The organism is Priestia aryabhattai B8W22 (genome assembly GCF_000956595.1).
Lineage (GTDB): Bacteria > Bacillota > Bacilli > Bacillales > Bacillaceae_H > Priestia > Priestia aryabhattai.
Window position 1 is genome coordinate 1 of the sequence record NZ_JYOO01000026.1, and the last position, 12,768, is coordinate 12,768.

A 12,768-nucleotide genomic window follows, 5' to 3' on the forward strand; every position below is an offset into this window, starting at 1 on the left:
ATGTCTATTTATGATTGTTGAGCAAATGTTAACAGATACTCATCTTGCATTAAAACTTCGTAATCTTTTTCACCATTTCTTACGACGTGTACAGGGACTGTTTTTGCCGGAAGTAATTCAACTGGCTCACGATAGCGTTTTGCTACTCCGTCAATAAGTTCGTTTACTAACTGCTCGTTACTCAGCTCACCCGCCTGATATTTTTCTGCAAGTGGTGTCATAACTTCTGCTAATACACTTGCATCGTTAAACCCTTGAATTTCGACTTGTACGACGTACGCATCATCTTCATCACTATACGCTGCATCTTTAATGGTATATTTTGTAGATGAAAGAGCTTTTAGAAAAGCGCTGCTTACTTCGTTTAACTGCTCGTCGGTTATATTTGAGCTCAATGATGATAAAGCACCTTTAAAATTCGTTTCAAAAAACTCTACAAAGGAACTCTTTTGGAACTCCCCTTTTTCTTTTACCTGTTTCTTATCTTGTTGATTCGGATGTTTAGCAGCAAATTGATCTGTATTTTGATAAACAGTTGCTTGAATTAAAGCATCCACGTATTGTCCCGCTTCCTTCGCATAAGCAGCTTGCTTTTCTTTACTTGGCGTTTCGGTGCTGCTATCTGTAGAAGCAGCACCGGCTTTTGCTTCCACTTTTGGTTTTGTTACATTGTCTAATCGGTTATATGTATACGTATACGTTTGCTTAGACGTTGAATTTTCTGTTTTTCCGTCTACTTTAACTGAATACGACTGATTTTTTACTACTTTCTTTATTTGCTTCGTTTCTTTATCAATTGTCACAACAAGCGAAAAATCTTTTCCTTTAATTTGCTCAAGGTCTACAGCGGTATCGCTGCCTTGATTTGTTATTTTATAATAAGCTTTGGCATCACCTGCTACAATTTTTTGCTTTTTGTCTTTGTCTCCGTTAAATGTTAATACATACTCTTTGTCTTTCTCGGTGACGTCAAATTCATTTGGAAGATTTTTATCATATTTTTGATAGTAGCGTATTGGATTTTGTTGAAGCTCCATGGCGTTATTAATTAAAGCCGTAACGTACTTTTTTTCTTCTCCCTGTACTTTTGTGTTTTCTTCTCCAGCCACGGCTAACGTTTCAGCACCGTCATGATACATCTTCAATTCTTCGCCGTTCATTTTTGTGTTTACATAGCCTGCTTTATTTTTGAAATCAAACTCTTGTACTCCGTTTACTTGGTAATCAGAGGATCCTTCTTCTTTCCCCGTGACCTTCACTTGAACATTTTTCACCTTTTCTTGTGCTTCTTTTACGTCACCCGTTAATTCCTCTGAAGACGGCATCCTACATGCCGAAAGCAATAGAGCGAATAATAGTGCTAAGCCTGTATTCATTATTTTTTTCATATAAGAACTCCTTTTTAAATATTTTTCCAGAAATAAGAATCTATGTACTTAATAAATACACAATTTTACCATTTAAAAAACCCAACTTTACTAAATTACCATATTTACATTTAAATGGTAACCAACAAAAGAAGGAAATTGCACAATAAAAAAGTCACGAATCCGTGACTTTTCTAGCAACATTCATAACTTATTTTTGTTAACGTTTTCATTTCAATCTCTAATAATTCCATTACTTGTCCCTATCAGTACTTCTTTACCTTGTTGATTTCGATATACTGATTTAATTTTCACTTTTTGAAAGCCATCTGCTTTTTCTACTTCAGTTAATATGCATTCACAGGTAACTGTATCTCCCGCAAAAACTGGACGAAGAAATTCACTCACCATTTCTCTTGCAATGTAGTTTAAGTCTCCTCCTATTTTTGTCCCAATACTAGCAGTCATAAGTCCATGTACCATTAGCCGCCCTTTTTCGTCACGTTCTATATGATGTTTGCCCCGGTCTCCAGTCATCTCCGCAAACTGCATGATTTCTTCCTCTTGAAACGTTCTTTGCCACGTAAATGTATCTCCTGCTTTACATTCCATCTTATCCCTCCTCTTAAGATTATGACTTTACTTTTTAACTATATCACAGAAATGAATAGTCGTTCATTTCCACATCAAAAAAATAGCAGAATAAATATATCCTGCTATTTTTGACAAGTAGGACAGTAATAAAGCCTTCTAGAAGCAGCCTGCACTTTTAAGATAGGCGTGCCGTCAATTCGGCAAGCTTCTCCTTCACGATTAAAAACCCAGTGGCGGTATGCAGAGCGCTTTTGGCCTTTCTTTTTTAACGTTTCAGCAAGCTTTACATCGTTTGTAATGCCGCCTGTTTTATAGGACTGTTTTACAAGAGAAATGGTTGCTTCAGCTGCCTTTTTAAGCTGTTCTTCCGTGCAGTCTACTGGACGAGCTGCAGGATTAATTCCCGCTACAAATAGAATTTCACTGCGCAAATAATTTCCAATCCCAGCTATAAAGCTTTGGTCTAACAGCAGCGACGCCCATTTTCTGCGGTAAAATGGTTTAGAATAAAAACGATCTAAAAGCTCACCTGCCGTTACTTCTTCACTTAAGATATCAGGACCAACTCTTGATACGAAAGGATGAGCTGGAACTTCTTCATCACGCAATACTTCAATATCAGAAGCGCTATAAAGCAGCGCTGATTTTTTTTCATTATGAATCGCAAGACGCAGCTGTCTGTTTGTAGATGGATAATTGTAAGATGAACGAACATACCATTTTCCATAAAGCTGATTATGTGAGTAGATGGTATAGCCGTTGTCAAAACGAATAAGCATAGCCTTTCCTTTTGTATCTACTCTTTTAATGCGAGCTCCTGTTAATACTTCTTCATAGTGCTGCAAAGATGGAAAAGCAAACCATATCTCGCTGACGGGAAGACTGATAATCGCTTTTTCCACTTCGTCAGCTGCTCGTCTAATTTCTGGACCTTCTGGCATATAATGAAACTCCTTTCTTGCCTGACTTTCTTCATTTATTATTTCGGTTTTGTTTCTGCTTTGCAAGAAAGAAGCGGTTGAGTTCTTCTTTTCCTAAAAGAACCTTTAAATTATGCATGACGATTACTCTTATAGTAAAATGTTGATGGATAGTTCGTGTTTAACTTTAACCACACTGCTTTTGTCACAGCCTCATTTTTTAGATTCTCTCCACAATAAATAAAGAAAATACGGAGCGCCGATAATGCCAATGATTAATCCGGCCGGAATTTCAAGCGGAGGAGCAATTCCTCGCCCAATCAAATCTGCTGCTAGTACAAATAAAGCGCCAAGCAAAGCGGCTGTAGGAATTAGTTGTTTATGTCTCGGTCCCACTAACCGTTTGGCCACATGAGGAATAATAAGCCCTACAAATCCGATGGTGCCAACAACCGATACAACAGCAGCCGTCATTGCCACTGCACTTGCTAGTAATACTAGACGAATTAACTCTACTCTAGCCCCTAGTCCTCGAGCCACTTCATCACCTAAATGAATTAAATCTAATCGGGCAGCTAACAGCCAAATCAGCGGTAATAATATAATTATCCACGGAAGTAAACCAATTAATTGATCCCATGTTCTTCCCCATAAGCTGCCGCTCAGCCAAATCAGTGCTGCATTTACGTTTGGGTTCGCTTTTGAAATTAACAAGTGAATACCGGATGAACAAAAAGCGCTGACCGCTACACCTATTAATGCAAATCGAATAGGTTCTACTCCTTTTTTATAAGCAAGCAAATAGACGATTACAAAGACAAGCGAGCCTCCTGCAAACGCAGCGGCTGATAAAACAGACGGGCTTGCTAAAGGCAGTAAAATAGTGACTGCAACAGCAGCTAATCCTGATCCGCTTGAAAGACCTAATGTATCTGGACTAGCCAGCGGATTTCTCATAATAGACTGCACGACGACTCCGGACACAGCTAGACCGATTCCCGTTAAAATAGCCAGCAAAATACGAGGCAGGCGAAATTCTACCAAAATAGATGTCAAGTCAGGATCGCCAATGCCAATAAAAGACGTAATAATGTCTAGAGGAGGTATGTTAATGTCCCCTAAGCTAAGGCTTATCAAGCTCAGCGCTATAATTAAGACAGAAAGAATGATAAACAGGCCGACAGACTTGAATCGAGATGGCTGCTTTTTTGTTTTATTGACAGTCTGCATATATACTCATGCCTTCCTTTCTGTTTTTTTGCGTCTCGCTAAGTAAATAAAGTACGGCGTTCCAAGCAATGCTGTTACTGCACCTACAGGAGTCTCATACGGGTATGTAATAAATCGCGACAATACGTCTGCTAATAGTAATAAAGATGCACCAAGCAGCGCGCTCATTGGCAAAACAACTCGGTAATCTACGCCTATTAAATAGCGCACCATGTGAGGAACAACAAGCCCTACAAAGCCAATAGGACCCGCAATAGCCACTGAAACACCAGCTAATACAATCACGACAAATGCCGTGAACGCTCTAATGGCAAAGACTCGCTGCCCGAGTCCTCTAGCTACATCATCTCCTAAAGACAACAAAGAAGACGCTCTTCCCAAACCAAAGGCAACAAGCAGACCTACGATGCTGAAAGGAAGCAATACGTGAACATGTCCCCAATCCCGTCCAATAACTGAACCGGTGAGCCAGAACATAACGCCTTCTGTTTTGCTTTCATTAAAAATCAGCAGCGTTTGCGTGAGAGACATAAGCATACCTTGTATAGCAACACCTGTTAGAGCAAGTTTTACATCACTGTCGCCTCCTTTAATCAACGAACTCATGACGTAGACAATAACAGCAGCAAAGGTCCCTCCTAAGAACGCACCAAATACCCCGCCAATCATGCTTACACCCGGCACTAAAACCGTTAAAAATACCATTGCTGCTGAGGCCCCGGCATTAATACCAAAGATACCAGGAGAAGCTAATGGATTTCTAGTTAATGCTTGCATCAGCGCTCCGGCGACCGCCAAGTTAGCACCAACAAATGCCGTTACCAATAAGCGAGGCAGGCGGACAGTTTGAATAATAGATTGTTCTTTTGACCCGTCAAAATTTAGTAAAGCTTGCTTAATCGTTCCAAAAGAAATATGTATAGAACCGATGGAAATAGATAAAAACATTGAAATCAGTAAAAGAATAATAACCGCAAGGAAAATAGCTATTATACGAAGTGGAGATTTGTTTCTTTTGGATAAACCGTGAACAGCTTTCATAGTAGACTGCGCCTCCTTCCATTTGAAAGTTCAATAAAAAGAAAAAAACAACCCCGCTGGATTGTTCTTTTCCTCGTTATTATTTGCCTTCAAATAATAACTTTTCTGCTTCATCTGCAATACCATTTGCACCTTGTACACTTCGGCGAAGAGACCATTTAAATACATCAACTTCATACACTTGATTATTTTTAACCGCTTTTAGCTCTTTCCATAATGGCTGTTTCGCTAAAGGCGTATGACCTTTTTCATTTCGCATAACAATGAGTTTGTCCGGATCTGCTTTTACAAGCTGTTCCATTGTCATTTTTACACTGTACTCTTTTGTAGGATCTGTTAATGCATTTTTGAAGCCCAATTGCTCAAGAACACCCGTTGTAAAGAAATTTGAAGTTCTAGCATTAATATTACCATTTGCATCAGCGATAACAAGTACATTGCCCGGATTTTTTGGCGCTTTTGCTTTTAAATCCTTCATTTTTTGCTTATGCTCTTCTATCACTTTTTCAACTTTTGCTTTCTTGCCAACTGCTTCTCCTACTTTTAACTCTGTATTTAGTAAATCATCATAATTAGCATTTAAGTTTTTTAGTTCAATCGTTGGCGCAATTTTCGATAATTCTTTGTATACATTTTTATGGCGTTCTGAATCAGCGATAATCAAATCTGGCTTCAGCAGTTTAATCGATTCCAGGCTTGGCTGTGCTCGCGTGCCAACTGATTTGTATCCTTTGATTTCTTTTAGTACATCTTTATCAATAAGCTGTTCTGCTTTATCATCATCAGCTACTCCTACAGGTTTGATACCAGCATCTAACAATGCATCAATAAAACCTAACTCTAATACGACTACTCGCTTTGGATTTTCTTTTACCTTTGTCTCTCCAAGCTCATGTTTGATCACTCTTGTTTTTTCATTTTTTTCATCAGCTGAATTTTCCTTATTCGTGCTGCTGCAGCCGATAAGCATTCCGATTGCCAGCATTGTAATAAAAACCAGCAGTCCTATTTTTTTCTTATTCAAATGTCATTCCTCCTGCTTGTATCTTTATGTAGATAATTGACTCTTGAAACTGATAATCGTTATCATTATATCAGTTTTATCTATTTAAACAAGCTGATTCGTTATTTTTTAATTAAAAAATTGTATCTATTCTATAAAAAAGAAAGGACGCAGCAGGAGCGTCCTTTCTTTTTAATCTTCAATACAAAGATACTGAATCACTTCTTTTAAACTTTTCTCTTTCATCGATTCGATATGTAAGTGATATCTTTCGAATGACAGATGTTTAGTTAACGGATTTGGTACAATCACACAGCGCAAGCCTGCTGCCATGGCAGCTTTTGCTCCATTAGAAGAATCTTCAAATGCTAAAGCTTCAGAGGGTTCTACTCCTAGCTTTTCAATTGCATTTCGGTAAAGAGCCGGATCTGGCTTCACTTTTTCTACATCATCGCGCGTTTGAATGACTTCAAAATAGTGCAGCAAATCTAGCTCTTTTAAAAATGCTGTTACCCAGTCGCGATATGAGCTGCTTGCTAAACCAATTTTTAATCCAAGTTCTTTTGCTTCTGCCAGGTACTCTGCTACACCTTCTCGGGCTACTAATAATTTCATTTTTTCTTGATGACGTCTTAACGATTCTTGAGCCAGTTCCTCTTTCGTGAACTCATTGTTAAACTGCTGAAGCAAGTAATCGTAAAGTGCCGTAGCATCCGTTCCCACATAAGAAGCAAATGTTGCAATCGGCAGATCTACTCCCCTGTCTTCTAACATTTCGCGGTACACCTCGTACCACACTGATTCTGTATCAATAATTAATCCATCAAAATCAAACACAACTGCTTTAATCATAATTTACCTACCTTTTTCTATCTTATCGTCCTTACATAGTAACACGTTCAAAATACGTAATCCATAAATGTGGCTTCCTTAATAAGATAGGCTTAAATAGGTGGTTTCTATCCTTACTTTTCTCCAACTTTCATCAAAGGTGACATTTCTTCTGTTTCCTTAAACTCAATGGAAGACAGCTGCCTTCTAAAACCTTTCGTTGCATACACCAAATAAACTAAACCAGCAATCGCCCAGCCAATACCAAGTAAAAATGAATTGCGCTCCAAGTTAAGCCATAAGACGCCAATCGCCGCTGCTCCTAATAGTGGCATAACAATGTATGACCAAAAACCCTTAGCCGATCGGTGCTGCTTTTGATGAACAGCATAGTGCGCAATAACCGAAATATTAACAAAAGAAAACGCAATGAGTGCTCCAAAATTAATAAATGACGTAGCCGTTGCCAGACTGAAGAAAATGGCAGTTGCTGATACAACTCCGACTAATACAATATTTCGCGAAGGTGTACGCAGCTTAGGATGAACATAACCAAAAAATGACTGAGGTAAAATTCGATCGCGTCCCATTACGTATAATAAACGCGAAACGCTTGCATGCGATGACATGCCCGATGATAATGTGCCTGCGATTCCTCCAGCTAAAAAAACAATTTGAAACAGCGTACCGCTCACATACATAGCAATTTCAGGAGCGGCAGCGTCTGGATGCTTGAATCCTTCTAACGTTGGAAAAACCGCTTGAATAAAATAAGATGTGAGGGTAAACATGACTCCTCCAATTAACGCAACTAAAAAAATAGCTCGCGGAATCGTTTTTTTAGGATTGGGCGTTTCTTCTGATAACATAGCCACGGCATCAAATCCTAAATAGGAAAAACACATAAGTGTAGCTCCCGCTATGAGCCCTGATGACGTCATGTTTTGATTAAAAAAAGGCTTCATAGAAAAAAGAGTACCTTCCCCCATTCCGCCTAGCAAGGCTTTGATTGAAACAGCAACAAACAATACTAAAATCGTCATTTGAAATATAACAAGAAACGTATTAAAATTGGCGGTGAAATTAACACTTCGTAAATTTAGCAGCGTAACGATAATGACGAAGCTGACAACCCAAATCCACGATGGTACCGAAGGAAAAATAGATGATAAATAAATTTGAAAAATAAGTGCGTTAACCATCGGTAAAAAGAGATAATCCATTAGTGCAGACCAGCCAACCAAGAACCCTAAATGCGGATTGATTGTCTTTTGCGTATATGTATAAGCTGACCCTGCATTTGGAAACACTTGAATCATCTTTTTGTAGCTTACTGCCGTGAGAAGCATCCCGACAAGGGCTATGATATAAGACGTGGGAACGTGTCCATTCGTCATATCAGACGCAATCCCAAACGTATCAAACACTACCATCGGAGTCATATATCCGATCCCCATTAATACAATCTGCCATAATTTCAACGACCTTTTTAATGTTACTGTTTCATGTTTCATTTATCTTCCCCCTTCTTTTATTAAGAACATTCTGACAATTAAATCCATAAATGCCTGTATTTCATTTCTTTATATAAAAATGAATGACTTTCATTCATTTTTATATAAAGGGCTGTTACATTTACTATAGCAAATATATGATTTATTTCTTTAAGTAGGTAAGGGTTGCTAACAAACTATCTTTTTCTTTTATCATATTATGAAAGCGCTCTATTTTAAATAGCTATATGTTCCTAATCTCCTGCTATATCAACGCAGAAATACCCTCTGAATAAGAGGGATTTCTGCTTACAAACCGTTATTCAATCATCGTATCCAATGACTCTCTTTTCGTTTTCACTGCAACCAAACTAGCAAAATCATGAATGATTGTAGCTGCAAGCAAAGAGGTTATCTGCGTTGGATCATAAGAAGGCAGCACTTCTACCAAGTCAAATCCTACATAGTTAAATCCCGTCAGAGAACGGATCATTTGCAGTGTTTCTCTGCTGCTGAATCCGCCTACTTCAAGCGTTCCCGTTCCTGGTGCACAAGAAGGATCAACAAAATCAATATCAAATGTTAAAAAGCACGGCGTATCTCCAATCGCTGTCTTCATTTGCTCTAAAATCACTGAAAATCCCTTATGTTCAAGCTCTCCTGCTGTCACAACATGATAACCAAGGTCTTTGCTTTCTTGAACATCTCCCGGATGATTTAATGTTCCGCGGATACCAATTTGAAAAACCTTCTTTGGATCTACTAGTCCTTCTTCATATGCGCGTATAAAAGGAGATCCGTGCCAATATTTTTCATCATAATACGTATCCCACGTATCTGTATGGGAATCAAAATGAATCATAGCCACTGGACCATATCTTTTAGCAGCAGCACGAAGACTTGCCAAAGTAACCGAATGATCTCCTCCAATTCCAATCGGAACGATTCCTCTATCCATAAGAGCTCCTACCGCTTCTTCCATTAATTCGTAGCTTCTGTGAATATTATGAGGAATAACCGGCACATCACCGATGTCGATGGCATTTGTATCATCGAATGGATATACGTCGTGTACCGGGTGATAAGGAAACAGCGTCATGGAAGCTTGCCGAATGGCTTGAGGTGCAAAGCGTGCACCTACTCTGAAAGATGCTGCCGTATCAAACGGCATCCCTACTAACCCTACTTTTGCATTTTCTCTTTCCGCTGGAAGCCTCATAAATGAGCCTGTTGTACAAAATTCTGGTTTGACATCTGGGGACAATGGATATTTCATAATTTACTCCTCCGTTTCGATGATTTCAGTTAGTCGCTAGGCTTTTCCATTACTAAAATCATAGAAAGCAACACAGGAATAAGAAACGTTTGCCGACTCATATTCATTGCTCCTTGTTACATTTATTGGTGGTTCAGCTCATTTAACACTTTTTCAAATGTAGAAATAACTTGATCTACTTCTTCCGCTGAAATAGTTAACGGCGGCTCAATACGAATTGTTTTAGAGTTTACAAGTGTACCGGCTACTAGAATTCCTTCATCAAACATTCCCTTCGAAAGCGCGTAGCCAATTTCATCTTGGTGGAACTCAATTCCAATCATTAAACCTTGCCCTCTGATTTCAAGTACTTTATCTCCATGTTTTTCAGCAGCTTTCTTTAAACCAGCAAGGAAATATTCCCCTAGCTCTTTTGCACGGTTTGGCAGCTGCTCTTCGATCAATACGTTAATAGTAGCAATAGCCGCTGCGCAGGCAAGCGGGTTGCCTCCAAACGTTGTTGTGTGCATAAACGGATTATCAAAGAAGCTTGAAAACACTTTTTCTTTGGCTACAACCGCGCCAGCAGGCATAACTCCTCCTCCAAACGCTTTAGCAAGACATAAAATATCTGGTACAACATCGTATAATTCTGATGCAAACATTTCACCGGTACGTCCCATGCCTGTTTGAACTTCATCAAAAATTAAGATAGCGTCGTACTCATCACATAGTGCACGCACCTCTTTTAAATAATTTTCAGGAGGAAGAATAATGCCGCCTTCTCCTTGAATTGGTTCTAATAGAACAGCTGCTACATCTTCTCCTACAAGCGCGCACGTTTCAAATGTTTTGCGCATCATGTCAATATCACCAAACGGGACGTGACGGAAACCTGGAATTAACGGCAGAAATGGTTTACGGAACATCCCTTTTGCAGTACCTGATAAAGAACCTAGACTTTTTCCATGAAAAGAACGTGTTGTAGAAATAAACGTTGTTCGATCACTATACATTTTCGCTAATTTTAAAGCGGCTTCTACACTTTCTGTTCCGCTGTTTGTGAAAAAGGAATACTTCAAATCACCCGGTGTAATATCTGCTAAAATTTTAGCAAGCATTGCACGAAGTGGATCTAATAAGTCTTGGCTATGAAGCGCTTGACGCTGAAGCTGATCTTGAACAGCTTTGACTACTTTAGGATGACGGTGCCCCACGTTATAAATTCCAAATCCGCCCAAACAATCAATGTATTTTTTACCGTTTACATCAGTAAAACAAGAACCTTCATCTGACCATTCAACAGCTGCAAACTGCGTATCCACCGTTACTGTTTTACGATATTCTAAAAAGCCTGGGTTAACATGCTCGCGAAATCCGTCTACTGTTTCTTTCGTAATCCACTGTGCTTCTTCAGCTGACACTTCGCTTTTTTCAATAAGTCCTAGCACTTTGTTGATATATTCATTTACTTCACCGTATGCTTTGTTTACCTCTTGATTTTTCGTCACTGTATTCATTTTAATATCGCTCCTTCTCTACTTTTTAATTTTTAAACCAGCCGATTGGCTCTACTTGTAAGCTAATGTTAATTTGTTTTACTTCTTGAAATTCTTCCAAACCAAACGTGCCTAGTCCTCGGCCAATTCCGCTCTGCTTATATCCGCCCCAAGGCGCTTCATTAAACGTAAAATGGTACGTGTTTATCCAAGTGATACCCGCACGCAGCTTTTTAATCACCCGAAGAGCTTTTGCACCGTCTTTTGTAAACACGCTGCCTGCCAAACCATATTCCGTATCATTTGCAAGCTTAATAGCTTCTTTTTCATCTTTAAACGTTTGAATAACGACAACGGGCCCAAAGATTTCCTCTTGCACAATTTTCATATTTGACGTAACGCTACTAAAAACCGTAGGTTCTACAAAGAATCCTTTTTCCAATCCACTGCTGGTGATTCGATCGCCTCCGCATACAAGGTGGGCGCCTTCTTGCTTTCCAATTTCGATGTATTTTAATACTTTTTTCATATGTTCCTCACTTACAAGAGGACCCATTTCAATCTCTTGATCCATTCCATTTCCTACTTTAATTTTTTGAGCACGTTCTGCAAAACGTTCGATAAATCGCTCAGCAATGCTTTCTTCTATTAAAATACGAGAACCTGCAGCGCAAATTTGGCCGCTCCCTGCAAAAATTCCAAATAAAGCATAATCTACAGCTGTTTCAAAATCAGCGTCAGCAAATATAATGTTCGGTGACTTTCCTCCAAGTTCTAAAGAGACCTTCGTTACATTTTCTGCTGCTTGACGCATAATGTGTTTTCCAGTTACCGTTCCGCCTGTAAAAGAAATCTTATCAACACGATTATCTTGAATAAGCGTATTTCCCACAGTATCTCCGGCTCCCATAACAAGGTTTGCTACTCCTTTTGGTAATCCTACGCTTTCTAAGATCTCAAAAAGTTTTGTAGGAGTAACCGGTGTCACTTCAGAAGGTTTAAATACAATCGTATTTCCTGCAGCTAAAGCAGGTGCAATTTTCCACACGCTCATCAATAGCGGATAATTCCAAGGTACAATCAATCCGCACACGCCGATTGGTTCTTTTATAACCATTGCTTGCATAGGTGCAGGCACACTGTACGTTTGACCGTCTGGCTTTGTAATTAACCCAGCGTAATACCTAAAACAAGCAGCTGCATCTTCCACATCAGCCTCAGCTTCACGATATGGCTTTCCGTTATCCATTGTTTCTAATGCTGCTAGTTCTTCTTTCGCTTCCTCAAGCTTATCGGCAATTTTGAATAAGATGGCTGCTCTTTCAGATGCAGAAGTCTCAGACCAAATTCCGCTGTCAAAGGCTTCTCGTGCTGCTTCAATTGCTGCTTTCATATCTTCTGCGCTGCCTTCTGCAGCATATCCAATCACTTCACCTGTAGCTGGATTAACAGTAGAGCGCTGCTTCTCTGCTTTTCTCCACTCTCCGTTTATGTACATATTCAAGGTTAAAGTTTTAACAGCTGTACGATCCATA

At 39.2% G+C, this 12,768-nt stretch carries 11 protein-coding genes; all 11 read right to left on the reverse strand.

Annotated elements, in window-relative coordinates:
• Positions 1-8: 8 nt before the first annotated feature.
• The gene (locus N178_RS18650; RefSeq protein WP_045293998.1) at positions 9-1,388 is read right to left on the reverse strand and encodes a DUF6612 family protein; all 1,380 of its coding nucleotides are present in this window, start codon (positions 1,386-1,388) and stop codon (positions 9-11) included.
• Positions 1,389-1,601: 213 nt separating this feature from the next.
• Positions 1,602-1,979 (reverse strand): FAS1-like dehydratase domain-containing protein, encoded by a 378-nt coding sequence (locus tag N178_RS18655; protein ID WP_013055587.1) that lies wholly within the window; start codon positions 1,977-1,979, stop codon positions 1,602-1,604.
• Between the two features lie 104 nt (positions 1,980-2,083).
• Positions 2,084-2,902, reverse strand: a complete 819-nt coding sequence (gene nei / locus N178_RS18660; protein WP_045294000.1) for an endonuclease VIII — start codon at positions 2,900-2,902, stop codon at positions 2,084-2,086.
• A 192-nt stretch (positions 2,903-3,094) separates the two neighbouring features.
• Positions 3,095-4,111, reverse strand: coding sequence for a FecCD family ABC transporter permease (locus tag N178_RS18665; protein ID WP_045294001.1), 1,017 nt, complete (start codon positions 4,109-4,111; stop codon positions 3,095-3,097).
• A gap of 6 nt (positions 4,112-4,117) precedes the next feature.
• Positions 4,118-5,152, reverse strand: a complete 1,035-nt coding sequence (locus tag N178_RS18670) for a FecCD family ABC transporter permease (RefSeq protein WP_045294002.1) — start codon at positions 5,150-5,152, stop codon at positions 4,118-4,120.
• 79 nt (positions 5,153-5,231) lie between these two features.
• On the reverse strand, positions 5,232-6,176 hold the full coding sequence (locus tag N178_RS18675; protein ID WP_045294004.1) for an ABC transporter substrate-binding protein: 945 nt from the start codon (positions 6,174-6,176) through the stop codon (positions 5,232-5,234).
• Positions 6,177-6,347: 171 nt separating this feature from the next.
• Positions 6,348-7,007, reverse strand: a complete 660-nt coding sequence (locus N178_RS18680) for an HAD family hydrolase (protein WP_045294006.1) — start codon at positions 7,005-7,007, stop codon at positions 6,348-6,350.
• Positions 7,008-7,120: 113 nt separating this feature from the next.
• Positions 7,121-8,500, reverse strand: coding sequence for an APC family permease (locus N178_RS18685; RefSeq protein ID WP_045294008.1), 1,380 nt, complete (start codon positions 8,498-8,500; stop codon positions 7,121-7,123).
• 298 nt (positions 8,501-8,798) lie between these two features.
• Positions 8,799-9,755 carry an agmatinase gene (gene speB, locus N178_RS18690; RefSeq protein ID WP_045294009.1) on the reverse strand — a complete coding sequence of 319 codons (957 nt, stop codon included), beginning with the start codon at positions 9,753-9,755 and terminating at the stop codon, positions 8,799-8,801.
• A 122-nt stretch (positions 9,756-9,877) separates the two neighbouring features.
• Complete coding sequence (locus N178_RS18695) at positions 9,878-11,254, reverse strand: putrescine aminotransferase (protein WP_028407593.1); 1,377 nt, start codon at positions 11,252-11,254, stop codon at positions 9,878-9,880.
• 25 nt (positions 11,255-11,279) lie between these two features.
• Positions 11,280-12,767, reverse strand: a complete 1,488-nt coding sequence (locus tag N178_RS18700) for an aldehyde dehydrogenase family protein (protein WP_045294011.1) — start codon at positions 12,765-12,767, stop codon at positions 11,280-11,282.
• Position 12,768: the final 1 nt, after the last annotated feature.

Coding starts and splice junctions, on each gene's coding strand:
- N178_RS18650 (WP_045293998.1), bottom strand. CDS start 1,388: ATGAAAAAAATAATGAATACAGGCTTAGCACTATTATTCGCTCTATTG.
- N178_RS18655 (WP_013055587.1), bottom strand. CDS start 1,979: ATGGAATGTAAAGCAGGAGATACATTTACGTGGCAAAGAACGTTTCAA.
- nei (WP_045294000.1), bottom strand. CDS start 2,902: ATGCCAGAAGGTCCAGAAATTAGACGAGCAGCTGACGAAGTGGAAAAA.
- N178_RS18665 (WP_045294001.1), bottom strand. CDS start 4,111: ATGCAGACTGTCAATAAAACAAAAAAGCAGCCATCTCGATTCAAGTCT.
- N178_RS18670 (WP_045294002.1), bottom strand. CDS start 5,152: ATGAAAGCTGTTCACGGTTTATCCAAAAGAAACAAATCTCCACTTCGT.
- N178_RS18680 (WP_045294006.1), bottom strand. CDS start 7,007: ATGATTAAAGCAGTTGTGTTTGATTTTGATGGATTAATTATTGATACA.
- N178_RS18685 (WP_045294008.1), bottom strand. CDS start 8,500: ATGAAACATGAAACAGTAACATTAAAAAGGTCGTTGAAATTATGGCAG.
- speB (WP_045294009.1), bottom strand. CDS start 9,755: ATGAAATATCCATTGTCCCCAGATGTCAAACCAGAATTTTGTACAACA.
- N178_RS18695 (WP_028407593.1), bottom strand. CDS start 11,254: ATGAATACAGTGACGAAAAATCAAGAGGTAAACAAAGCATACGGTGAA.
- N178_RS18700 (WP_045294011.1), bottom strand. CDS start 12,767: ATGGATCGTACAGCTGTTAAAACTTTAACCTTGAATATGTACATAAAC.